The organism is Mesorhizobium sp. 113-3-3, from assembly GCF_016756495.1.
GTDB lineage: Bacteria > Pseudomonadota > Alphaproteobacteria > Rhizobiales > Rhizobiaceae > Mesorhizobium.
The window spans coordinates 3593418-3616362 of record NZ_AP023243.1 but is presented as its reverse complement, the minus strand read 5'-3'; the positions used below and the strand labels follow the sequence as shown (position 1 = coordinate 3616362).

The window sequence follows — 22945 nt, the reverse complement described above, 5'->3', positions numbered from 1 at the left end:
TTTGCCTGTCGCGTGGACAGGGTGATGCCGATCGCGGTTGCATTGCCGAACAGCAATTGCCCATTTGCGACCCATGTCGCAAATTTTGTCTCGCTAATGCAGCGTAGCCAATTGACAGCCAAGGTTTTTCCTGATGTCGCTATGCTATTCGCGACATCCTGTTCGCGCCATGGCCAGATGAGGTTCCCGTGAACGCCATCAAGCATCCGATCAAGCGATCGTTTGTCTTCTTCCTTATTCCCGATTTCACCATGATCGCTTTTGCGACCGCGCTCGACCCGCTGCGCTCCGCCAACCGCATGCTCGGCTACGAAGCCTATCGCTGGCGCCTCGCCAGCATCGACGGCAAGCCGGTGCGCGCCTCGAACGGCGTCGAATGCGCGGTCAACACCTCGCTGGAGGAAGAGCGCAAGAAAATGGCGGGCCCCGACCGGCCCAATATGGCCATCGTCTGCAGCGGCATCAATGTCGAGCGTTACCAGAACAAATCGGCCTTCGCCTGGCTGCGCGAGGAGTATAATCGTGGCGTCGCCGTCGGCGGCCTGTGCACCGGCGCGCACATCCTGGCCGCCGCCGGCCTCTTGTCCAACAAGCGCTGCGCCATCCATTGGGAAAACCTGCCGGGCTTTTCCGAGGCGTTCCCGAAGGCCAATGTCTTTGCCGACCTCTTCGAGGTCGACCAGAACATCTATACTTGCGCCGGCGGCACCGCCGCGCTCGACATGATGCTGAAGCTGATCGGCGACGATTTCGATGAGAGCCTCGTCAACCGGGTGTGCGAACAGGTGCTGACCGATCGCGTGCGCAGCCCGACCGACCGCCAGCGTCTGCCGCTGCGCGCCCGTCTCGGCGTGCAGAACTCGAAAGTGCTGACCATCATCGAACTGATGGAAGGCAATCTCTCCGAGCCGCTGTCGCTGATCGAGATCGCCGACCATGTCGACCTGTCGCGCCGCCAGATCGAACGGCTGTTCCGCACCGAAATGGGCCGCTCTCCTGCCCGCTACTATCTGGAAATCCGCCTCGACCGCGCCCGGCATCTGCTGATCCAGTCGTCGATGCCGGTCGTCGAAGTGGCGGTCGCCTGCGGCTTCGTCTCGGCCTCGCATTTCTCCAAATGCTACCGCGAACTCTATGCCCGTTCGCCGCAGCAGGAGCGCGTCGACCGCAAGCAGCTGCTGGCGGCCTGAGCCGACATATCAAAGGACATTGTGAATTGTCATGACATTGTCTGGCAAAGCGTGATATCGTTGTGCCGAAAGGTGTCCCATGACCACTAGAACGACTCGATCCGAAAAACTGGACTTGCGTCTTACCGCCGAGGCAAAGCGTACGCTCGCGACCGCAGCGGCCGTTGAGCGCCGTTCGCTGAGTGACTTCGTCCTCGAAAGTGCACTTGGACGTGCCGAGGAAACGCTCGCCGACCGACGCAGCTTCCCCCTCAACGCAGAAAAATGGGCTGCGTTCATGGCGGCGCTGGATGCTCCAACGCGAGATCTGCCGCGCCTGAAGCGTTTGCTGAGCGAGCCGAGCATCTTTTCCGGTCACGATCCAGCGTGAGCCAGTTTCGTATCGAGAAACTGGCTCGCACGCATCTTGTCGATATGTTCGACTGTGGAGAGGAACCGCTCAATCGATTTCTTTCCCGCTACGCATTTCAAAATCAGCAAGCAAATGCTTCGCAGACCTATATTGGTCTCTCCGGCGAAGACGTAATCGGCTTTTATACGCTGGTCGTTGGAGAAGTCCTTTACGATGGCGCACCAGAGCGACTGACGAAGGGGCTTGCACGCCATCCGGTTCCGATAATGTTGCTGGCGCGTCTCGCAGTCAGCTTGAGTTGGCAAGGCAAAGGCCTTGGCGGCGGAATGCTTCGCGATGCCATCCTGCGAAGCCTGCAGGCAGCTGACATTGCGGGTATCCGTGCAGTGACCGTACATGCCAAGGATCACAATGCCCGCGCCTTTTACGAGCGCTATGGATTCATTCAATCTCCGACCGACCCCCTACATCTCTACGTGCTTGTAAAGGATTTACGAAATCTCTGAGGCACCGGAGGCAGTGTCTGACTGCCCCTGTGCCGTGCGCATCGCCTCGACGCGGATGTCCTCGGTCAGTCGCGCCTTGAGCGCCGAGAATTCGGGACTGGTCTTCAGCGTGTAGTGGCGCGGATGCGGCAGGTCGATGGCGACGTCCGACTTGATGCTGCCGGGCCGTGCGGTCATCACGATGACGCGCGAGGCCATGAAGATCGCCTCCTCGATATCGTGGGTGACGAACACCACGGTCTTTTTGCGCCGCTCCCAGATGCCGAGAAGCAGCTCCTGCATCAGCCCGCGTGTCTGGTTGTCGAGCGCACCGAACGGCTCGTCCAGCAACAGGATCTCGGGATCGTTGGCGAGCGCCCGGGCGATCGCGGTGCGCTGCTGCATGCCGCCCGACAGCTGCTTAGGCCAATGGTTCTCGAAGCCTTTCAGGCCGACGAGATCGATATAGGACGCGACCAGACCGTCCCGCTCCTTTGGCGCCATGCCGCGCTCGCGCAGGCCGAAGGCGATGTTTTCGGCGACCGTCAGCCACGGGAACAGCGTGTAGGACTGGAAGACCATGCCGCGATCCGGCCCCGGTCGGGTCACCGCCTTGCCGTCGAGCAGCACGCGGCCTTCGCTTGGCGCCTCGAGACCGGCGACGATCCTGAGCAGCGTCGACTTTCCGCAGCCGGACGGCCCCAGAATGGTGATGAAGTCTTTGGCGGCGACCGCCAGGTCGATCGGCATCAGCGCCTTGACCGGCGGTCCGCCGCGCACGCCGGCAAAGGTGCGCGAGACGCCCTCGATGAGAAGCTTGCTCACGCCAGACTCCATGGAAAGAGCCAGCGGTTGAACGCCTTGAAAGCGAAATCGGACAACAGCCCGATCAGTCCGATGACGATGATGCCGAAGATGATCTGTCCGGTCGCCAGCCGCGACTGGCTGTTGATGATCATGTAGCCGATGCCGGAGGACGAGCCGATCAGTTCGGCGACGATGACATAGGTCCATGCCCAGCCGAGCACCAGCCGCAGCGTCTCGGCGATTTCGGGCGCATTGGCCGGCATGATCACCCGCTTGACGATGCCGTTGTTGGTCGAGCCCAGCGTATAGGCCGCCTCGACGAGATCACGCCGTGTCGAGCCGACCTTGACGGCGACGATCAGGATGATCTGGAACACCGAACCGACGAAGATGACCAGCAGCTTTTCCAACTCGCCGATGCCGGCCCACAGGATGAGCAGCGGAATGAAGGCCGAGGCCGGCAGATAGCGGGCGAAGGAGACGAAGGGTTCCAGGAACGCTTCCACCGGCTTCCAGGCGCCCATGGCGATGCCGATCGGCACGGCAACGACCGAGGCCAGCACGAAGCCGCCGAAGACGCGCCAGATGGTGATCAATATGTCCAGCCAGAAACGGTCCTCGACCATCAGCCGCCAACCGTCCTTGAGCATCGACAGCGGATCGGCGAGGAAGATGTGGTTGACGTGGCCGCCAAGCGTGATCCAGGCCCAGAAGGCAATGAACAGCACGAAGAAGGAGATGCCGAGCACGGTTCGCAAGCCCGGCGAGACTGGATGCAAGGGGCGCATCTTCACATCGTCCCCATCAAATGGTTACGTGTCCAGGAGAGAGCGGCGGCGCCAGGCGCCGCCGCAGGATGGGCAAAGGCCGGACGGTCAGTTGGACACCGCGCTGGTATCGGCCAGCGTGGCGACGTCTGGCGCTTCCTTGATCAGGCCCATCTGCAGCAGCAGATCACCCGCGGTCTTGGAAAAATCCTGGAATTCCTTTGTGAAGAACTCTTTGTTCTCGGCCCTGTCGGCCCATTTCAGATACTTCGCCGAATCCTCGAATTCCTTGGCCGACTGTTTCACATCGGCCCCCATGATCTCGTAGGATTTCTGCGGATCCTTCTTGATCAGGTCGAGCGCGTCGAAATAGCTGTCGGCCAGCGCCTTGGCGGCGTCGGGATTGGCCTTGAGGAATTCGGGCGTGCAGCCGACCGTGTCGAGCACCATCGGATAGTCGAGCGTGGTCGCCAGTATGTGGCCCTGGTCGGCCTTGTCGCGAACCGCCGAGATGAACGGCTCATACGTGACGGCGGCATCGTTCTGGCCGGCAAGGAAGGCCTGTGCGGCAGCGTCCGGCTCCAGATTGACGACCGTCACATCCTTGGTCGACATGCCGTTCTTGTTCAGCACCCAGGCGAGAAGGAAATAGGGCGACGTGCCCGGCGCCGAGGACGCGACATTCTTGCCCTTGAGATCGGCGACCGTCTTGATGTCGTTGCGCACGACAATGCCATCGGCGCCATAGGATTTGTCGAGCTGGAAGATCTGCTTGGTCGTCACCCCGCTGGCGTTCCACACCAGCCAGGTCTCGACTGTGGTGGCCGCGCATTGCAGGTCGCCGCTGGCGATGGCGAGCGGACGGCTGGCCTGCGGCACTTTCTTCAAGGTCACATCGAGGCCGTGCTTCTCGAAGAGGCCTGCCTGCTTGGCAAGCGTCAGCGGCGCGAAGCCTGTCCAGCCGCTAATGCCGATGGTGACCGATGTGGCGGCCATCACTGGCGCGCACAGACCGGCGGCAAGCGTCAAAGTCGCGGCGAAAACGGCGATCCTGTTCATGTCAGTTCCCCTTTTGTTTCTCTGGTCGAAATTGTTCACAGACGCCTATCGGCTTGTCAATCAACAGGAACGTGTTCGGCTGCCAGCGGGCTCACCTCACCACCCGCGCTAGGCGGATTGAAGCCCTGCCCCATGAACCGTCGCCGCCACGGCGCGCGGTCGATGAGATGCGGTCGTGCCAGTCATCATCGCCGGGTGGCTCGGACTGCTCAGCGACTGTCTAGCATCCAGTTGCGGTTGCGCCACATTTTCTCGCCGATCTGGCAGTCGGCGGCGGGTCTGTCCTGCGCGAGCACCACCGGCTGATGATCCGCCTCCTCCGCCGCCCATTGCGGTGAGGCCGGACCAGCGAGCTCCAGCACCAGCTTGCGGCGGATGGCTTCGGGAAATTGCGTCCAGTCATTGACCGGGATCATGAAGGCGCCGGGCCCGCCAATGACGCAGTCGCTGTAGTAGCGGTCGAGATCGTTGACGTCGTAGGCGCCGGAAAATCCGCCCCGGGTCATCAGCGGCAGGCCGTTGATCACGATGCCTTGCCTGACCACGCCGTCGCGGGTGAGGTTGACCGGCGCGCCCTGGTTGTTGGGGCCATCGCCGGAAATGTCGATGACCCGCTTGGTTCCCTGGTAGCCGCTTTCGGCGAAAAGGTCGCTGCCGAACTCCAGCGCGCCGGAGATCGAGGTGCGCCGCGCGCTGTTGGGCGGCTGCGCGGACAATTGCGCGACCACCCGCTCGGCGTCGGCACGGCTGGCGATGACAGTCCACGGCACGATGACGCGCTGCCATGTGGTGCCGGCCCATTCGACATAGGTGACGGCGATCTTGCCATGGGCGCCGTCGGCGATCGCCTGCAGCACATTGTCATGCGTCAGCGCCGCCGCGTAGCCATGACGCTGGATCTCGAGCTCATCCGCCGACATCGACAGCGAAACGTCGACCGCCAGCACCAACTCGACATCGACCGGCTCGTCCGCGCGGGATCCCGGCGCCAGCCAGAGCATCAGCGCCAGCGCGGCACAGCCGGAAAGGAGATGTCTTGCGCGCGATAAAGCAGACATGCCGCGAGGGTAAGCGAAAACCGCCAGCTTAAAAAGACAAAAGCCCGGCTCGAAGCCGGGCTTTTGCGATCAGTCCGTTGCTCCAGTCGAACCTCAGCTCCTCGGCTTGAGGTTCTCCGGGTCGTAGAGCGGCTTGTAGCCGACGCCGGCGACTTCGACCGGATAGGTCTCGCCGAAATACTCGACCTTGAGCTTGCGGCCTTCCTGCGCATACGAATGCGGAAGATAGGCAAGCGCGATGTTCTTGCCGATGGTCGGGCCATAGGCGACCGATGTGGTGAAGGAGCGGCGGCCGAGTTCGTCGACCAGCGTCTCGCCGGTGGCCGGATCCAGCACCGGCATTATGCCCACGGGATAACGCGCCACGCCTTTCGAATCGACATTCTCCGTCATCACCAGCGTGCACAAAGTCGCCGGCTGGTGCTCGCGGGCGCGATACTCCAAATGCTTGGCCTTGCCGCAGAAATCGTTCTCCTTGACCTTCGGACGGGCGAGATCGGCTTCAAGCAGATTGTACTCGGTCAGAAGGTCGGCATTCTGCAGGCGCAGGCTCTTTTCCATGCGGCGCGTATTGGCATAGGTCTCGACACCGAACGGCATGACACCGGTCGAGCGCAGCGCGTCCCAGACGGCGAGACCATCCTCGTAGCGCATATGCAGTTCCCAGCCCTGCTCGCCGACATAGGAGATGCGGAACGCGGTGACATCCTTGCCGCCGATGCGGACCGGCTTGATCGCCGCGAACGGGAAATTCTCCGGCGACAGGCCCTCGGGATTCTCGACCACCTTCTGCAAGGTGGTGCGGGCATTCGGGCCCCAGATGCCGATGGTGACGTATTTCTCCGTCACATCGGTGATGGTGGCGTCAAAGCCCTTGTCCTGCGCGGTGCGCTGCATGTAGCGGAAGTCGCGCGGGCCGGCGTCGGCGCCGTCGATGACGCGGCAGCGGTCGGCCATGCGGATCACGGTGAAGTCGGCGCGCACCATGCCTTCCTCGTCGAGGAAGTGGGTGTAGATGCCTTTGCCGATGTTGTTGTCGCCGCCGATCTTGGCCGCGCACAGCCATTCCAGCAGCGCGACATGGTCAGGCCCTTCGACGTCGTACATCGAGAAGTGCGACAGGTTGACGATGCCGCAATCCTCGCTCATCGCCAGATGCTCGGCATTGGAGACGCGCCAGAAATGGCGGTTGTCCCACTCGTTCTCGCGTACGGGTACCCGGTTGCCATACTTCTCAAGCAGGTGCTCGTTGGCGGCATAGCCGTGTGCGCGCTCCCAGCCCCCCAGTTCCATGAAGTAGCCGCCGAGTTCCTTCTCGCGCTCCCAGAACGGCGAGCGCCTGATGTTGCGGGCCTTGGAGAATGGCTCGCGCGGATGCACCGCGGGATTATAGACCTTCATCGCCGTCTCGGTGCAGCGATCCCAGATGAACTGCTCCTTCGTCTGGTGCGGGTAGAAGCGCGCATAGTCGATGGCGTGGTGATCGATCGCGGTGCGGCCGTCGGTCATCCAGTCGGCGATCAACTTGCCCATGCCGGGGCCGTCCTTGACCCAGATGGCGACGGCATACCAGAGACCCCTTACCTTCTGGCTTTCGCCCATGGATGGGCCGCCATCGGCGGTCACCTGCAGCAGGCCGTTGAAGGAATGGCTTTCATTGTAGCCGAGTTCGCCCAGGATCGGCGTCAGTTCCATGGCGCGCTCGAGCGGCGCCAGGATCTGCTCCATGTCGAGGTCGCGCTGCGAAGGCGACAGCCGCGCCTCATGTTTTTCCAGCAGGTCGCGCGGATGGCAAAGGCGCGGGTTGTTTTCCTCGTAGTAGCCCCACTCGATCTGGCCGCCCTCGGCGGTCTTGGGGTCGCCGGTGTCGCGCATATAGGCCGAGTTGCCCTGGTCGCGCAGCAGCGGCCAGCCGATCTCCTTGCCGGTGCCGGCGAACTCGTTGTAGGGGCCGAAGAAAGTCAGCGGATGGTCGATCGGCATGACCGGCAAATCCTCGCCGACCATTTCCGCGATCAGCCGCCCCCAGATGCCGGCGCAGACGATGACATAGTCAGCCTCGATCGTGCCGCGGTCGGTCACCACGGCGCTGATGCGGCCGCCCTTGACGACTAGCGACTTGGCCGGCGTGTTGGCGAAGGATTTTAGCTTGCCCGACGCTTCCGCCTGGTCGACCAGCTTGCCGGCGACCGTTTGCGAGCGCGGGATGACCAAACCGGCGTCCGGATCCCACAGGCCGCCCTGCACCATCCCCTCTTCGATCAGCGGAAACTTTTCCTTGATCTCGGCCGGTTCTATCAGACGCGCACGCGTGCCAAAGGCCTTCGCCGAGGCAATCTTGCGCTTGATTTCGTCCATGCGGCTGTCGTCGCCGACGCGAGCCACTTCCAGGCCACCAATGCGGGCGTAGTGGCCCATCTTCTCGTAGAAATCGATGGAATAGAGCGTCGTCCAGCAGGACAGGAAATCGTGGCTGGTCGTGTAGCAGAAATCGGACGCGTGCGCGGTCGAACCGATATCGGTCGGAATGCCCGACTTGTCGATGCCGACAATATCGTCCCAGCCACGTTCGATCAGATGATGGGCGATCGATGCGCCGACAATACCGCCGAGGCCAATGATGACGACCTTCGCCTTTTTCGGAAACTCTGCCATTGCCCGCGACTCCAGATGCTATTGCGGGCAGCGTCGGCGCCCGTTGATCGGCGCACAATATGCAGACGACAGGGACGGCGCTACCGCCTGTTTGCGACACGCCGCAGGTGCAGCGCGACCCCAATTCGGATCGGGAAAACGCTGGCCGTCAGGCGAACGCCCAGACGTCCTCGGCCTGGAAGCCGACCTGGTAGCCCGCCGTCTTCAGCTTGACCACGACCTGGCCAATCTCGGTGGCCGGCAACGCGCCGACCTCGACCTTGATCATGCCCGGGCGATAGCGGTTCAGATCAAGCTGTTCGAAGACGATCCAGTCGGCGCCCTCGCAATCGACGAGGAAGGCATCGATATGGCTGATGCCGTTGCGGTCGAGCAGTGTCTGGAGCGTTTCCGACGGCACCTCGATATCCCTCAGATGCGGCGCGAATTTATTGAAGTTGGCGTCGGCCGCACCCCAGGCATTCTTGCCCGACATCAGATTGGTGTCGGTGACCGAGGAGCAGCCGATGAATTCGATCGGCAGCGTGCCCGCCTCGAGCGCCGCGGCGTCGAACGTGTGGACCGTGATCGTGCCCTTGGTCTTTGTGACGGCCACCGGCTCGATGATGAAGCGGCCCGTATCGGGATAGTTGGCGCGCAGCCGCTGCTGATTGTACGGGATCGGCTCGACCAGCATGGCGCGCGCGCCGGCAATCCTGTGCAGCCACGGCGTCACGTCGTCGAACAGCGCGCCGTCGCAGGCGCCGACATTGACCATCTGGAACGGCTGCCCCGACCCGCCGAAGCGCGCCTTCAGCGCCGCCTTGGCGAGGAATTTCGTGCCGCGCAGCGACGGCCCGCGATCGAGCAGGCCGGAGGGCAGGCCGAGCGACAAGGCAATGCGCGCCAGGCTGGATAGCGAACTCATGGCTTGTCTCCGGGAATGATTTGCAAGGCGGCGCGATGCTGGCCGCGGGCCACGGCTGCCCACAGCGCCATGAACGGCGTCGCCAGCAGCAGGAAGGGCGGGATCAGATGCGGGAAATAGATACGCGTGTCGTGGATCGGGAAGACCGTGAACTTCGCCAGCGCACCCAGCACCAGCGCCGCGAACAAAATGCCGGCGCGGCGATCTAGGCGGAAGCCGGCACGCGCTGCGGCGAACCAGCCGGCCAGCGCCAGGACCGAAATGCCGACCCAGCTGTTCAGATTGACGGCGCGCAGCAGCGACGTCGCGAACGCCCTGAGATAGGCGGTGACCGAGAAGGCCGGCTCGAACCCGTCCATATTGTAGTGCTGTTCGATGCTGGAGAACCAAAGATGCGGCCACCAGCCGGGATGCTGGGCCCAATGCGAAATGGCGAAATAGGCGACGAAGGACGCGGCGAAGCCGGCCAGCGCGCCCCAGGCCTTCTGCCGGAAGGCGACCAGCAGCACCGCGAAAATCGCAAGGAAAACAATATTGTCCGGCCGCACCATGAAGGCGAGGAAGAGCAGGATCGCCGTCGCCACCTCGCGGCCTCTGACATAGGCGTAGAGCCCGCCGAGCAGCAGCGCCGACGTCAGCAGGTCCGGCGTCGAGGCTCGTGCCGCATCGCCGAAATCGGCCATGATCAGCACGGCGCCAACCACCGGCGCCAAGGCCAATGCCTTTTCCCTTCGCAGCCAGAGCAGCGTAATCGCGCCGAACAGCAGCGCCGAAAACACCTGCACCAGACGCATCGCCTCGACCGGCGACATCACCGCGCTCAAGGTCGACAGGATCTCGGCGTACAGGAATTTGATCCGGTACATGCCGAGCAGCGAATGGAAGTCGGCGGCATTGTCCGTCATGTGGCTGCGGAAACCGCCGCCATCGTCCGTCAGCGCCTTGTAGTCGCCCGCCGAAACGCCCGCCTTGACGGTGCTATAGGCGTAATCATGCAATGCCTGCGCATCCGGATAGGTGCCCTCCTCCGATATTGCGAGGTAGGGCAGCATGTCCCAATTGGCGTCTGGCATCACCCATGCCGTGAACGCGGTCAGAAAGATGTAGAGCGCGAAGGCAGCCGCGCCGATCGGGGCGGCCAGCCTGGAATAGGTCCCCTCGCCCCACGCCAGGCCGGTCTCGGCGAGCCGGTCGAGCATGTTCTGCGAAGCGGGTGACTTGGTCAGCATCGTTCTGCCCAATGAGCTTTCTTCTTAGCGGACCTGGCTTTTGACGAAATCCTTCACGATCGAAACGATGCCGCGCGACAGCAGGCTGTCGAAGGCATCGACAAAGCGGTCGACATGCTCGCGCTGGCAGATCAGCGGCGGCTCGAGCCGGATGACGTTGCGGTTGTATTCGGTGAAGGCGACCAGCACATCGTAGTCGCGCAGCAGCAGCGCGCCGACGAAACCGGACAGCGAGCCTTTCAGCTTGTCGTCGAGCACACTGACGATCGGGCGCAGCACCATCGGCAAGGTCTGCGAGAAGTCGTGGAACTCCAGCCCGACCATGAGGCCCTTGCCGCGCACGTCCTTGATGATCTTCGGGTATTTGTCCTTGAGGGCCTGCAGCCGCTGCAGCAGATAATCACCAGTGACGGCGGCATTGTCGATCAGCCCCTCGTCATAGAGCACGTTGAGCGCCTCGATCGACGTGATGCAAGCTTCGCCCATGCCGCCGAAGGTCGCCATGGCATGGATCATCGCCGTCTTCGGCGTGCCATAGGCCTTCATATAAATTTCGCGCCTGGCGATCATCGCGCCGACCGCCGCCTTGCCGCCGCCGAGCGACTTCGCCAGTGCCGTCACGTCTGGCACGACGCCGTAATGTTCGAAGGCGTAGAAGCGGCCCGAGCGGCCATAGCCGCACTGCACTTCGTCGGCCACCCACAGCACGCCATACTGGTCGCACAGCGCGCGCAGCTTCTGCCAGTATTCCGCAGGTGCCTGGATGATGCCACCGCCGCCCTGGATGGTTTCCAGCACGATGACGCCAACCTCAGGATCGCTGCGGAACAGGCGTTCGACCGCTTCGATGTCGCCGAAGGGAATGCGCACAGTGTTCTCGGCCATCTTGAAGTCGGCGCGATAGAGCTGGCCGTCGGTGATGCCGAGCACGCCCTTGGTCTTGCCGTGGAAGGAATTCTCGGCATAGACGATCTTCGGCCGCTTCGGGCCGGCAGCGCGTTCGGCGAGCTTCACCGCCGCTTCCATCGCTTCCGAGCCGGACGAACCCAGAAACACCATGTCGAGATCGCCGGGCGAGCATTTGGCGAGGTTGTGCGCCAGCGCCGCCGCATATTGCGACATGAAGGCGATGGCGATTTCCTGGCGCTTCTCCTCCTGGAACTTCTTGCGCGCTTCGAGGATGCGCGGATGGTTGTGGCCGAAGGCCAGCGAGCCGAAGCCGCCGAAGAAATCGAGAATCTTGCGGCCGTTCTGGTCGATATAGAACATGCCCTCGGCGCGCTCGATCTTGATCTTGTGGAAGCCGAGCAGCTTCATGAAATGCAGCTGGCCGGGATTGAGATGCGCCCTGAACAGGTCGGTCATCGCGGCGACATCCATCGCCTTGGCCTGCTCGACGCTGATCAGATCTGGCTTGGCGATGGTGGCGGGCGACAGCGCCGGCGCGCTCACTAGGGTGCGCGCATTCGTCTGTTCCGGCTTGGCCATGACGGTCATTTCAATCTCCTGTCCGCGCTACGACGACCAGCGTCGTGCGCCATAAAATTGTTTGGCGGACCTGCTACTCGGCGGGCACATGTTTGGTGACGACAGCTGGCCCGGCCTTCTTGGCGCGGTATTCGCTGTAGGCGGCGATCAGCATGTCCTCGTCGCGATATTGCGGCACCCAGCCGAGCTGACGCTCGGCCTTGGAAACGTCGAGCACACATTCCTCGTCGGCGATCAGATATTGCTCCGGATCCATGATCGGCATGTTCATGACGTCGAGCAGGTCGAGCGTGCGCTTGACCGCCCAGCCGGGTGTCGGCAGCAGGATCGACTTGGAGCCGGCATGCCGGATCAGGTCGCCGAGCAATTTCTTCACCGGCGGCGGGTTGAGGGAACCCAGATTATAGGCCTCGTTGGGCACGCCGGCCTTCCAGGCCGCGCGGGCAGCTTCCGCGCAATCGAACACGGAGATGAACTGATAGGGGTTCCTGCCCGAGCCGATCATCGGCACCGGAAGGTTCCAGTCGATCAGCTTGAACAGTTTTTCGAGAATGCCGAGCCGGCCGGGACCGATGATCAGCCGCGGCCGGAACAGCGCGATCGACATGCCGCGCTTACGCCATTCGACAGCGAGTTCCTCGGTCTTCTGCTTCGACCAGCCATATTCGCCGAGCGGCGCGACCGGATGCTCCTCGGTCATCGGCTGGGTGACCGTGTGGCCGTAGATCATGTCGGTCGTGTAGTGGACGAGCCTTGGCGCACCGGCCTTGTCCATGGCCTGCATGATGTGCTCGGTGCCATGGAAATTCACCGGAAAGAAGAAGTCATGCCGCTTGGCCCGTACCTGGATCGGCGACAGCATCTTGGCCGACAGATTGTAGACCATGTCGTCGGCCTTCAACCCCACGGCGGCGACCGAGGCCGGATCGGTGACGTCGCACTTGATGAAGCGGACGTTGCGATAGTGCGGCAGGTCGCTCTTGACGATGTCGGCGACGACGACCTCTTCGCCATCGGCCACGAGCTTGGGCGCAAGGTGGCGGCCGACGAAGCCGTCACCGCCGAAAATCACATGTCTCATCGAAGGGTCTCGCTTGCAGGGATCTTGTCGGGTGCGATGGAAGCGGTCTGGTCTTCATGCCCTCGCCCGCTTTGCGCGATCAGCACCGTGCCGACGCAGATGAAAGCAATGCCGGCGACGCGCCAGCCATTGAGGTCCTCGCGAAAGACGAAATAGGCAAAGATAGCGACGGCGACATAGGCGAGGCTGAGGAAGGGATAGGCAAAGGAAAGCTCGACCTTGGACAGCACATAAAGGTGCGAGGCCATGGAAATCACGAAGGTGCAGAGGCCGAGGAACACCCAGGGGCTGAAGACGATCTGCAGCAGCTTGACGAGCGGATTGACGCCCTCGAACGAGATCGGCCCAAGCGACATCATGCCTTGCTTCAGCATGAGCTGCGCGGCGGCATTGGTCATGACCGTAAAGAGAATGAAGACGATATATTTCATGCCTGCTCACCACCCCGCGCCATCGATTAATACAAAGCTGAAAAGATTTCGTGAACTCGCATGAATATTTTCAGTAAACCTTGCCGTTAATCGTTCGCTAACCATGATTCATTCCAATTTTATCTATTCGGCGGCCTCGGCCCCGCGCCGCCGCAGGTCGACTCTGCCGGCCGTGCGCGCCCAGAAATCGGACATGAAGGCAGGGTCGCGCAGCGCTTCCAGCCTCGGCCAGTCCGCAAAGGAAGCCGCAAAGATTGCCGCGCCCATGCGCGCATCCTTGTAGGGATTGACCGCACCGCCGGCCGCGACCGTGATGCGGTCGAGTTCGCCAAGCAGGGCAAGCGTCGCCGCCCCCTTGTTGGGGAAATCCAGCGTCAGCGTGTAGCCGGGCCGCGGGAACGACAGCAGCGCCGGCGAGCGGATCGAACCGAAGCGCTTCAACACGGTGAGGAAGGACCCCTGCCCGGCTCGCCGGGCCGCCGCGAGCAATTCCGGCACGACAATGCGCGCGGCCTCTTCCGGCACCACGCTCTGGTGCTGGAACAGCCCCTTCGGGCCATAAAGCCGGTTCCAGTCGCTCACGCCGTCGAGTGGGAAGAAGAAGCCCTGGTAGCCGGTGTGGCGCGGCACCGTGGCCCGGCCCTTCTTCCACCGGTAGGCGGCATTGAAAGCAGTCAGGAACGGCCGGTTGAGCATATTAAACGGCGGCTGGAACGGCACGGAAAGACTGCCGCCGGCGCGCGCGGCCGTGTGCGAGCCATGCTCGGCGTGGTTCCCGGTAAACAGCAGCCCGCGCCCGCTGTTGCGGCCACCGGCGAGCTGGTCGATCCAGGCGACCACATATTCATTGGCCTGGTCCGCCGCCGCGGCCAGATCGAAGAATTCGCCGAGGTCGCGAAACGGCATCGTCTTCTCGACGATGTCGAGCGAAGGCACCCGCATCAGCCGGATCGAGGCCGACAGGATGAGGCCGGTCAGGCCCATGCCGCCGATGGTCGCCGCAAACAGGCGCGGATTGTCTGATACCGAGCAGCGATAGGTCTTCCCGTCGGACCGCAGCAGCGTGAAGCTTTCGACATGGCAGCCGAACGTGCCGCGCCGGTGGTGGTTCTTGCCGTGCACGTCATTGGCGATGGCGCCGCCGAGCGTCACGAATTGCGTGCCCGGAACCACCGCTGGGAAGAAGCCGTAAGGCGCAGCATGCGCGATGATGTCGGACAGCAGCACGCCGGCATCCGCTTCGAGCACACCGGTCTCGGCGTTGAAGGCGCGGATGCGGTTCAGCGTCCGCATGTCGACGACCGCTCCGGCCCGGTTCTGGCAGGAATCGCCATAGGAACGCCCATTGCCATAGGCCAGCAGCGACCCTTCCTTCGTCTGGCCGCCCTTCAGCAACGCAATGGCGTCGTCGGCGCTTACCGCGCGTGACGCCGGCGGCGTGGCAAGGCCGAAGCTCAGAAAACGCTCGGCCATGCCTACCAGCCTCCGATGACCAGCAGCACGGCGCCGATCGCGACCACGATCTGGCTGCGCCAGTCGCGGATGATGAAGACGACCGGGTCGTCATTCATCTCGTCGCGCCGCGCCAGGATCCAGACGCGCATGGTGAGGTAGAGCACGATCGGCGGCAGCGGCCAGATCAGCCAGGGATGCGGATAGAGCTCGCGCACCGCGACGCTGTCCATGTAGAGCGCCAGCACCAGTGCCGAGGAGAAGGCGGAGGCCATGCCGGCCTGGGCGACGATCTCCTGGTCCTCGGTACGATAGCCGCGCCCGGCAATGCGTTCGCCGGGCGGAATGGCGGTGGTGCGCAGTTCGACGAAGCGCTTCACCAGCGCCAGCGACAGGAAGAAGAAGATCGAGAAGGCGAGTAGCCAGAACGAGACGTCGACGCCGGTCGCGGCGGCACCCGCGATCACGCGGATCGAGTAGAGGCCGGCCAGCGTCAGCACATCGACCAGCAGCATGCGCTTGAACGACAGCGAATAGGCCGTGGTGACGACCATGTAGCCGCCGAGCACACCGAGGAATTCGATTGGCAAAAACAGGCCGGCGCCGAGGCCGATCGCCACCAGCACCGCCATCGCGCCGAGGCCGAACGGGATCGACAGCGCCCCGCTGGCGAACGGCCTGTTGCGCTTGGTGGCGTGCTTGCGGTCGAGCGCGAGGTCGAAGAAGTCGTTGAGGATATAGATCGCCGAGGCGACCGCGCTGAACGAGATGAACGCCAGCAGGCATTGCCAGATCATGTTGGTGTTGAAATATTCGTGCGACAGCACCATCGGCACGGCGATCAGCGAGTTCTTCAGCCACTGATGCACGCGCAGCATCTTGACGACGGTCCGCAAGGTCGGCTTCGGCGCCGGCATGGTTTCGGCGCCATGCGCCGCCTGCCAGCGCGCGGCATGGCGGTCGGGCGCAACGACGATTGCATTGCGAGCGGCATCGAAGACCTGGAGATCATGGCGGCTGTTGCCGGCATAGTCGAAGCCGCCATCGCCATAGGCCGATATCAGCGAGGCCCGCTTCTTGCCGGAGGTGAGATTGTCGAGGCCGTCGGTCGCCAGCACACGGTCGAAAATGCCGAGATGACAGGCAATGGCATCGGCGAATTTGCGCGGCGTACCGGTCGCCAGCACGATCTTGCGGCCCTCGCCGTGCTCAGCGCGCAGCCGCTCGAGCAGTGGCGCGCGATAGGGTAGCGTCGCGGGATCGATGTCGATGCGCTGTGCGATCGCCTGCTTCAGCCGCGCCGGCCCGCCGGCCGCCCAGAACGGCACCAGGAAAATATAGAGCGGGTTCTTCTTGAGGAGGAGGAACAGGCCTTCCCACAACAGGTCGGTCGCGATCAGCGTGCCGTCGAGATCGACCGCAAGCGGTATTGCGTTCCTGTCCGACCGCGCATCCATGCCCGTCCTGCCCTGCCAGCGTATGATCCGAAAAAACCGGAGTTCCGTTGCGCGCCGCTTTTCGGCGTCTTGACGCTGGTATAGCGGGGGATGGCGTAGCGAACGTTAAAACGCCTGGTTGCAGGCGGCTGCCGCGGCTGTATTTCCGGCGTCATTGTTAAACAACCGCTACCGGAAACGATAAAAGGCCGAGCAAATGCCCAGCCTTTCCAATCATGCTGCCGACACTACTTGATGCGGGCGACGCCGCCGGAAATTTCAACGGTTTCCGAGCCCGTCAGGGCCTCGAGGTCGCCGTTCGGCAAGGTGACGAAGCAGCCGTTCTGGCAGAATTCGACGGTTTCACCGCCGGCCAGCGCAAGGTCGGTCTTGCTGCCGCCTTCCGTCACGACCAGCGTGCGGGTCTCGGCGTCCTTGTTGACCGCGCTGGCGGCATGGACCGAGCCGCTCACGGCGAGCAAGGTCAGGGCAGCGACGAGAGACTTCCACATGTTGCAATATCGGTGTTCCCACCGCCTCTGTTGCATTTCGCAAGGCATTTTCGCCCTTTGCATGGAAGCTTATATGAGATGGAAGCTGAACCGCAACTGAATGCCGCATTCATGCCGCAATTGGTTTTGGCATTCTCCAATGCCGGCTGCGGGCGCTCGCCCAGCTCTGTTAATTTCGCCAGACGGCACGATATGAACCGAAGGCAGCAGCGCGAAGAAAAACCCATGCACGACAACTGGCTCGAAACGATCGGCGTTGGAGTTGAGCAGCGAAGGATTGCCGCGCGGCTGACCCACTATGTGCCTGCATCCGTCAACCATCGGCTTGGAATCCACGTCGGTGCGCCGGTCAACGCGTCGTGCCATTGCGACGGAAGGCATCACCGGCGGGTCCAGTCGGATGGCGATATCGATATTGTACCCGCCGGGCTCGATGGTGACTGGGAAGATGACGCGGACTGCACCATCCTGCGACTCTGGGTCAGTCCCGCGCTGGTTCGGCGTGCCGCCGAGGATCTCGAAATCGATCCGGACAGGGTCGTCGTCCATCCGCAGTTCCAGCGCCGCGATCCGAGGATCGAACATATCGCCCATGCCCTGGCGACCGGGCTGAACCCTGACGTGGCATCCGATCGGCTGTATTTCGAAAGCCTGGCCAAGGCGCTGGCGGTGCAACTCATCCAGGGCGCCGCCTCAAAGCCGGACGTTCCAGCCAGGCAAACGCTCTCCTTCGGCCAGAGGCGCAGATTGGCCGATTTCATCCAAGCCAATCTCGACCAGGACCTTTCGCTGGATGAGCTGGCGCAAGTGGCTGCCATCAGCGGCTCGCATCTGAAAGTGCTGTTTCGCCGTACCTTCGGCATGCCTCCCCACCAATATGTCATCCATCGCCGGGTCGAACGGGCCAGGACCTTGCTGCATCAGGGGAAAATGCCGCTGAGCCAGATCGCGCTGGAGGCAGGCTTTTCGCATCAGAGCCACATGGCGCAGAGCATGAAGCGCATCCTCGGCGTCACGCCCGCCGCCCTTATCCGCATGCAGCGGTAACCGGCGGTCCGACATTTCGCCATCGTACCGTCAACTCTGATTCCGATCATCCGTTTTTGTCTTCCGCCGTCCATTCTGGGCGACCCGAGCGCACTCATCCGGCATTGCTGACATCCCATTGGTCAGGATGAAGGGTACGAACATGTTTGTTGTGTTGGGCGCTGCTGGAAAAATCGGAAGGGCCACCATCGCCGCGCTGCGTCGGCATAACGTTCCGATCAGGGCCGTGGTGCGAAACCCGTCGCATGCCGAAGAGTTCCGTGCGGTTGGTTGCGAAACAGCAATCGCCGATCTGCGCGATGCCCTGGCATTGGCGCGGGCAACAAAGGGCGCCACCGCTGTTCAGGTTATCTGTCCCACCGGCATCCGCGCCGCTGATGCGTCGGCGGAAATGCAATCAACCATCCGGTCCATCGTCGACGCACTTGATCAGGTCAGGCCGGAAAGCATTTTGGCGATTTCGGACTATGGCGCCCAGCTTGCCGCCGGCACCGGCATCACGCTCACCTTCCACCATCTGGAATCGCAATTGAAGACAATCCCGGCGGCGCTGACGGTGCTACGTTCGGCCGAGCACATGCAGAACTGGAACCGCCTCGTTGGCCGCGCGATCGAGACCGGCGTGCTGCCGAGCCTGCATCATCCCGTCTCCAAATCCTTCCCGACGGTCTCGGCAGGTGATGTCGGCCTGATGGCCGCCGATCTCCTCCTTTCAGGCAACGGCGATGCACTTCGCGTGGTCCACGCCGAAGGGCCTGACCGTTACAGCGCAACCGATGTGGCGCGGACGCTTGGCGAGATTGCCGGCCGCGAGATCGTTGCCCGCGAATTGCGGAGGCAGGACTGGGTTCCCGCCCTCGTTGGCGGCGGCATCAGCACGAGTTACGCCGAACTGGTCGCCGCGATGTTCGATGCCCACAATGCCGGCCGCATCGATGCCGAGCACGGCGCAGGCGAGATCAGGCGCGGCGAGACCGATCTTCGGACAGCACTTGCCGCCCTGATCGCCAAAAGCTGACAGGGCCTGGCCTCTAATCGGGGTCGGGTTTGCGTACCTTGCGTCCTGATTTGGCCAGCTTTTTCGCCTCGACTGCGGCGTCGACCTTGGCCTGCTCCTGTTCGACGAAGTCGGCCTCGATCTTGTCGTCGTCGGTCGGCCATGCCTTCGCATTTTTGGTCTCGATAACGGCGCGCGGGGTCGAGGGGATCTCGATATGCTGGTCGCTGAATTTCTCTAGCACAGCGAAGCGGACGTCGTTTTGCACGATGTTGCCGTTCATCACATCGGCCAGGAACACACGAATTTCGAATTCGAGTGCCGCGGGACCGAAATTGGAGAACAGTACGAAGGGTTCGGGGTTTTTCAGCACCATCGGGTGGCCGCGTGCGATCTCCAACAGGATGGCGTGAACCTGCTTGACGTCGCTGCCATAAGCGACGCCGACCTTGATGTCGATGCGGCCGAGCTTGTTGCGATGCGTCCAGTTGCCCACGGCGTTGTTGATCAGGTTTGAATTGGGCAGGATCACCGACTGCCGCTGGAAGGTTTCGATCTCGGTGGCGCGCACGCTGATCTTCTTGACCGTGCCGCTGACGTCGCCGGCGACGATCCAGTCGCCGACCTTGAACGGCCGCTCGGCCAGAAGGATCAGGCCGGAGACGAAATTGGAGACGACATTCTGCAGGCCAAAGCCGATACCGAGGGAAAGCGCACCGGCGACCAAGGCCAGGCTGGAAAGATCGATACCCGCCGCCGATATGCCGACCAGCCCCGCCACGGCGACGCCGGCATAGCCGACCGCCAGCCGGATCGAATTGCGCACGCCCGTATCGACCTTGCCGCGCGCCATCACCGACCCGTCGAGCCAGCCCTGGAACCAGCGCGTCAGGAAATAGCCGATGATGAAGACGACGATGCCCGAAAGGATGCCGGTGACCGATATCGTCACCGAACCGATGGTGATCCCGGTCGCCAGCTTGTAGGCCCAGGCCTGGATGTCGCCGGGCTGGAACCCCCACATCAAAAGGATCAGAGGCAGGAAAACCAGCACGATCATCAAATTGATGGCGACACTGACGACGAGGCCGAGTTGGTCGAGTGCTGCCTCCTCGTAGCTGGAGTTGGCCGACAGCCAGCGCCCGACAGTGGTGTTGGCGAAAGCGCCCTCCTCGCCGATCGCCTGCGCCGACAGGAAGCCGATATAGGCGGTGATCAGCGCCGTGCCGGTGACCACGACCTGCAGCGAGACGAACAGCGCAAGGCCGATAAAGCCAAGCAGCGCGGCGGCGATGGTGAACAGGCCAAGCGCCAGCGCCAGATAGCGCAGCCAGGCCGGCCACGGCCGCCAGCTTCCGTCGCGTGCCTTGAACGGCCGCAGCATCGCCATCAGGATCAGGATGATGCCGACGACAATGGTGGCGACGAAACTGCGGGCGATGGTCAGCGACAGTGGCGAGCCCATCTTGTCGTTGACGATCGACAGGAAATTGTTGACACCGATGACCACGGCCATGGCGGTTGTCAGCCGCACCAGCCAGCGCGCCGGGCCGGTTTCGACAGGAATGAGCCGCCAGTTCGGCAGCCGCGGCTCAAGCGCGGCATTGGTCAGCCGGTTGACGCAGAATACCACCGCGATGACGGCTGCCAACGCATTGAGGAAGACGCCGATGTCGCCGCGCAACACATTGTAATAGTTGAAAAAGAACACCGTGGAGGCCAGGAACACGCCGACCGCCAGCGTCGGCAGCAAGGTAGACCAGAACGCTACGGACAGGCGGCTGAGATAGGACGGATCCTCGACCGCCGGATCAGCTTCGAATATGCGCCCGAACAGCCGCCTGCCGCCGACCAGCAGCACCAGCGCCAGTCCGAGCGCCACGAAGGTCGCCGCCAGGACGGCCTGGAACTTGAACTTGAACGCAAAGCTCAGCCAGGACGACACCGCTTTGTAAAAATTGGCGTATTCATCCTGGGCGTCGGAAAACACCTGTGGGCTCAGCGCCTCGGACAGCGCGTAGCGCTTGGTCAAAAAGTTGCGGAACTGCTCGCTGCGCATATTGCCGATCTTGTCGATCAGTCCGCTGATGCGGATCGACAGGTTCTGCGCGCTGGCGACGACCGCGTTGATCTCGGCCTTTTCCGACGCCAGCGCCTGGCGTTCGCCGGTCACAATGTCGGGCTCCTGCGGCTGGCCCGCCGCCGGCGGCGGACCCAGCACCTCGATGCGGTTGTTGATGTCGGTAAGCCGCGAACGAAACGCCAGTGCACTGGTCAGCGCCGCCCGCGACAGGTCCTCCAGCTGCAGGCGGATATCCACGAGCGAGGCATCGTCCTCACCGTCCTGCTGTATCTTCTTCTCGAGATCGTCGGTCTTGGCCGTCAGGCCCTGGATGACTTTCTGCTGATCGGTGATCAAGCCGGCGGCGCCCTGGCCAAGCGCCTGCGCCATCACTTCGAGCGAAGGCGACGCCGAAATGACGAGCGTGAAAACCAAAATGAGGCGAAGCAATCTCAAAAGCATGATTTGTTGGCGACTCACACGCGGCAAGGGCATTCAAAAAGCCTCTCCTTGATAAAGACGGCCATATCGTGGGGCAAGCCGTCGCGTCCGATCGCGCTTGGATCGCGATCCGAGCGTCGGCCAGTCGAAAGGCCATGGCGCAATATTGGCTTTGCCGATGCGGCCTGCTCTATAGTCTGCCGCATCGCCCGAACCGGATGACAATGATGGCAGAGTACTCGGCCTTTTCGCTGCTCGCGAACGCGCTCAAGGGAAACAAGGACTGGAAGCCGGCCTGGCGCAAGCCCGACCCGAAGGCCTCCTATGATGTCATCATCATCGGCGGCGGCGGCCACGGGCTGGCGACCGCCTACTATCTGGCCAAGGAACACGGCATCACCAACGTCGCCGTGCTGGAAAAGGGCTGGCTCGGTTCCGGCAATGTCGGCCGCAACACCACGGCTGTTCGCTCGAACTACCTGCTGCCGGCCAACACCCGCTTCTACGAACATTCGATGAAGATGTGGGAGGGCCTGTCGCACGAGCTCAACTACAACGTCATGTTCTCGCAGCGCGGCTGCCTGAACCTGGCGCACACGCCGGCCCAGTTCGACGATTACGCAAGGCGCGGCAATGCCATGCGCCATCTCGGCGTCGACGCCGAACTGATGAAGCCGGCGCAGATCAAGCGCCTGATTCCGGCGCTCGATATCTCCGGCGACGCACGCTTTCCCGTCGTCGGCGGCCTGATGCAGCGGCGCGCCGGCACCGCCCGCCACGATGCCGTGGCCTGGGGTTATGCGCGCGGCGCCGACCGGCGCGGCGTCGACATCATCGAGAATTGCGAGGTTACCGGCTTCCTGCGCGACGGCGACCGCGTCACCGGCGTCACCACGTCGCGCGGCGACATCAGGGCCAAAAAAGTGGCGGTCGCGGTCGCCGGCAGCACCGGGCGCGTCATGCAGTTGGCCGGCGTCGAGACGATGCCGATCGAGAGCCATGTGCTGCAGGCCTTCGTGACGGAATCGCTGAAACCCTTCATCGATACGGTCGTGACCTTCGGCATGGGGCATTTCTACATGTCGCAGTCCGATAAGGGGGGCCTTGTCTATGGCGGCGACATCGACGGCTACAACAGCTACGCCCAGCGCGGCAACCTGCCCATCGTCGACGAAGTGATGAGCGAGATGCTGGCGCTCTTCCCGGGCCTTGCGCGTGTGCGCATGCTGCGTTCGTGGGGCGGTGTGTGCGACATGTCGATGGACGGCTCGCCGATCATCACCACCGGCCCCCTGCCCGGCATGTATCTCAACTGCGGCTGGTGCTATGGCGGCTTCAAGGCGACACCGGCCTCCGGCTGGACCTTCGCATGGACCATCGCCAAGGATGAGCCGCACGACTTCAACGCGCCGTTCACCCTTGACCGCTTCCACCGCGGCCTCGTCATCGACGACAAGGGCCAGGGCGCGAACCCGCGGCTGCATTAGGA

Annotated in this window: 20 protein-coding genes; 6 read left to right on the top strand and 14 right to left on the bottom strand. The window is 62.9% G+C overall.

Translation table 11 applies throughout. The features are described 5' to 3' along the window. The first annotated feature begins 251 nt into the window (after window positions 1-251). From JG746_RS17580 to JG746_RS17570, 3 genes are all read left to right on the top strand, one after another. On the top strand, window positions 252-1190 hold the full coding sequence (locus tag JG746_RS17580; RefSeq protein WP_446721212.1) for a GlxA family transcriptional regulator: 939 nt from the start codon (window positions 252-254) through the stop codon (window positions 1188-1190). A 79-nt stretch (window positions 1191-1269) separates the two neighbouring features. Next, a complete protein-coding gene (locus JG746_RS17575; protein ID WP_202353959.1) occupies window positions 1270-1560 on the top strand; it encodes a type II toxin-antitoxin system TacA family antitoxin in 291 nt (96 codons plus the stop codon). After that, the gene (locus JG746_RS17570; protein WP_244730314.1) at window positions 1557-2048 is read left to right on the top strand and encodes a GNAT family N-acetyltransferase; all 492 of its coding nucleotides are present in this window, start codon (window positions 1557-1559) and stop codon (window positions 2046-2048) included. Before JG746_RS17575 ends, JG746_RS17570 begins: the two co-directional genes overlap by 4 nt. On the opposite strand, the gene JG746_RS17565 is transcribed toward JG746_RS17570, so the two are convergent. The 13 genes from JG746_RS17565 to JG746_RS17505 form a co-directional block, all read right to left on the bottom strand. Next, window positions 2034-2852, bottom strand: a complete 819-nt coding sequence (locus JG746_RS17565; protein WP_202353957.1) for an ABC transporter ATP-binding protein — start codon at window positions 2850-2852, stop codon at window positions 2034-2036. The two genes, JG746_RS17570 and JG746_RS17565, sit on opposite strands and share 15 nt — an antisense overlap. Next, on the bottom strand, window positions 2849-3622 hold the full coding sequence (locus tag JG746_RS17560; protein WP_202359394.1) for an ABC transporter permease: 774 nt from the start codon (window positions 3620-3622) through the stop codon (window positions 2849-2851). Before JG746_RS17560 ends, JG746_RS17565 begins: the two co-directional genes overlap by 4 nt. An 87-nt stretch (window positions 3623-3709) precedes the next feature. After that, the gene (locus JG746_RS17555) at window positions 3710-4660 is read right to left on the bottom strand and encodes an ABC transporter substrate-binding protein (RefSeq protein ID WP_202353956.1); all 951 of its coding nucleotides are present in this window, start codon (window positions 4658-4660) and stop codon (window positions 3710-3712) included. A gap of 209 nt (window positions 4661-4869) precedes the next feature. Continuing rightward, the gene (locus JG746_RS17550; RefSeq protein ID WP_202353955.1) at window positions 4870-5718 is read right to left on the bottom strand and encodes a DUF1194 domain-containing protein; all 849 of its coding nucleotides are present in this window, start codon (window positions 5716-5718) and stop codon (window positions 4870-4872) included. A 93-nt stretch (window positions 5719-5811) separates the two neighbouring features. Next, on the bottom strand, window positions 5812-8373 hold the full coding sequence (locus JG746_RS17545; protein ID WP_202353954.1) for a GcvT family protein: 2562 nt from the start codon (window positions 8371-8373) through the stop codon (window positions 5812-5814). 148 nt (window positions 8374-8521) lie between these two features. Beyond that, a complete protein-coding gene (locus JG746_RS17540; RefSeq protein WP_202353953.1) occupies window positions 8522-9280 on the bottom strand; it encodes an FkbM family methyltransferase in 759 nt (252 codons plus the stop codon). Then, entirely contained in the window at window positions 9277-10509 is a 1233-nt protein-coding gene (locus tag JG746_RS17535; protein ID WP_202353952.1) for a glycosyltransferase 87 family protein, read from the bottom strand. The genes JG746_RS17540 and JG746_RS17535 overlap by 4 nt, the downstream gene beginning before the upstream one ends. A gap of 24 nt (window positions 10510-10533) precedes the next feature. After that, window positions 10534-12006, bottom strand: a complete 1473-nt coding sequence (locus JG746_RS17530) for an aspartate aminotransferase family protein (protein ID WP_446721035.1) — start codon at window positions 12004-12006, stop codon at window positions 10534-10536. Window positions 12007-12070: 64 nt separating this feature from the next. Further along, complete coding sequence (locus JG746_RS17525; RefSeq protein WP_202353951.1) at window positions 12071-13078, bottom strand: NAD-dependent epimerase/dehydratase family protein; 1008 nt, start codon at window positions 13076-13078, stop codon at window positions 12071-12073. Further along, window positions 13075-13509: an EamA family transporter gene (locus tag JG746_RS17520; protein ID WP_202353950.1), complete on the bottom strand. Its 435-nt coding sequence runs from the start codon at window positions 13507-13509 to the stop codon at window positions 13075-13077. The genes JG746_RS17525 and JG746_RS17520 overlap by 4 nt, the downstream gene beginning before the upstream one ends. 123 nt (window positions 13510-13632) lie before the next feature. Then, complete coding sequence (locus JG746_RS17515) at window positions 13633-14982, bottom strand: FAD-binding oxidoreductase (RefSeq protein WP_202353949.1); 1350 nt, start codon at window positions 14980-14982, stop codon at window positions 13633-13635. A 2-nt stretch (window positions 14983-14984) separates the two neighbouring features. Then, the gene (locus JG746_RS17510) at window positions 14985-16418 is read right to left on the bottom strand and encodes a UbiA family prenyltransferase (protein WP_202353948.1); all 1434 of its coding nucleotides are present in this window, start codon (window positions 16416-16418) and stop codon (window positions 14985-14987) included. A gap of 227 nt (window positions 16419-16645) precedes the next feature. After that, entirely contained in the window at window positions 16646-16909 is a 264-nt protein-coding gene (locus tag JG746_RS17505) for a hypothetical protein (protein WP_202353947.1), read from the bottom strand. 225 nt (window positions 16910-17134) lie between these two features. On the opposite strand from JG746_RS17505, the gene JG746_RS17500 reads away from it, so the two are divergent. Next, window positions 17135-17956, top strand: coding sequence for an AraC family transcriptional regulator (locus tag JG746_RS17500; protein WP_202353946.1), 822 nt, complete (start codon window positions 17135-17137; stop codon window positions 17954-17956). Window positions 17957-18083: 127 nt separating this feature from the next. Next, entirely contained in the window at window positions 18084-18974 is an 891-nt protein-coding gene (locus JG746_RS17495) for an NAD(P)H-binding protein (protein WP_202353945.1), read from the top strand. Window positions 18975-18987: 13 nt separating this feature from the next. On the opposite strand, the gene JG746_RS17490 is transcribed toward JG746_RS17495, so the two are convergent. Further along, window positions 18988-21477, bottom strand: coding sequence for a mechanosensitive ion channel family protein (locus JG746_RS17490; RefSeq protein ID WP_202353944.1), 2490 nt, complete (start codon window positions 21475-21477; stop codon window positions 18988-18990). 206 nt (window positions 21478-21683) lie between these two features. Here JG746_RS17490 and JG746_RS17485 point away from each other — a divergent pair, with 206 nt between their 5' ends. Beyond that, window positions 21684-22943, top strand: coding sequence for a sarcosine oxidase subunit beta (locus JG746_RS17485; protein WP_202353943.1), 1260 nt, complete (start codon window positions 21684-21686; stop codon window positions 22941-22943). Window positions 22944-22945: the final 2 nt, after the last annotated feature.

Excerpts from the sequence above, each read along its gene's own strand:
- JG746_RS17580 (WP_446721212.1), top strand. The coding sequence starts at position 252 with ATGATCGCTTTTGCGACCGCGCTCGACCCGCTGCGCTCCGCCAACCGC.
- JG746_RS17575 (WP_202353959.1), top strand. The coding sequence starts at position 1,270 with ATGACCACTAGAACGACTCGATCCGAAAAACTGGACTTGCGTCTTACC.
- JG746_RS17560 (WP_202359394.1), bottom strand. The coding sequence starts at position 3,622 with ATGCGCCCCTTGCATCCAGTCTCGCCGGGCTTGCGAACCGTGCTCGGC.
- JG746_RS17555 (WP_202353956.1), bottom strand. The coding sequence starts at position 4,660 with ATGAACAGGATCGCCGTTTTCGCCGCGACTTTGACGCTTGCCGCCGGT.
- JG746_RS17550 (WP_202353955.1), bottom strand. The coding sequence starts at position 5,718 with ATGTCTGCTTTATCGCGCGCAAGACATCTCCTTTCCGGCTGTGCCGCG.
- JG746_RS17545 (WP_202353954.1), bottom strand. The coding sequence starts at position 8,373 with ATGGCAGAGTTTCCGAAAAAGGCGAAGGTCGTCATCATTGGCCTCGGC.
- JG746_RS17540 (WP_202353953.1), bottom strand. The coding sequence starts at position 9,280 with ATGAGTTCGCTATCCAGCCTGGCGCGCATTGCCTTGTCGCTCGGCCTG.
- JG746_RS17535 (WP_202353952.1), bottom strand. The coding sequence starts at position 10,509 with ATGCTGACCAAGTCACCCGCTTCGCAGAACATGCTCGACCGGCTCGCC.
- JG746_RS17530 (WP_446721035.1), bottom strand. The coding sequence starts at position 12,006 with ATGACCGTCATGGCCAAGCCGGAACAGACGAATGCGCGCACCCTAGTG.
- JG746_RS17525 (WP_202353951.1), bottom strand. The coding sequence starts at position 13,078 with ATGAGACATGTGATTTTCGGCGGTGACGGCTTCGTCGGCCGCCACCTT.
- JG746_RS17520 (WP_202353950.1), bottom strand. The coding sequence starts at position 13,509 with ATGAAATATATCGTCTTCATTCTCTTTACGGTCATGACCAATGCCGCC.
- JG746_RS17515 (WP_202353949.1), bottom strand. The coding sequence starts at position 14,982 with ATGGCCGAGCGTTTTCTGAGCTTCGGCCTTGCCACGCCGCCGGCGTCA.
- JG746_RS17510 (WP_202353948.1), bottom strand. The coding sequence starts at position 16,418 with ATGGATGCGCGGTCGGACAGGAACGCAATACCGCTTGCGGTCGATCTC.
- JG746_RS17505 (WP_202353947.1), bottom strand. The coding sequence starts at position 16,909 with ATGTGGAAGTCTCTCGTCGCTGCCCTGACCTTGCTCGCCGTGAGCGGC.
- JG746_RS17500 (WP_202353946.1), top strand. The coding sequence starts at position 17,135 with ATGCACGACAACTGGCTCGAAACGATCGGCGTTGGAGTTGAGCAGCGA.
- JG746_RS17495 (WP_202353945.1), top strand. The coding sequence starts at position 18,084 with ATGAAGGGTACGAACATGTTTGTTGTGTTGGGCGCTGCTGGAAAAATC.
- JG746_RS17490 (WP_202353944.1), bottom strand. The coding sequence starts at position 21,477 with ATGCTTTTGAGATTGCTTCGCCTCATTTTGGTTTTCACGCTCGTCATT.
- JG746_RS17485 (WP_202353943.1), top strand. The coding sequence starts at position 21,684 with ATGGCAGAGTACTCGGCCTTTTCGCTGCTCGCGAACGCGCTCAAGGGA.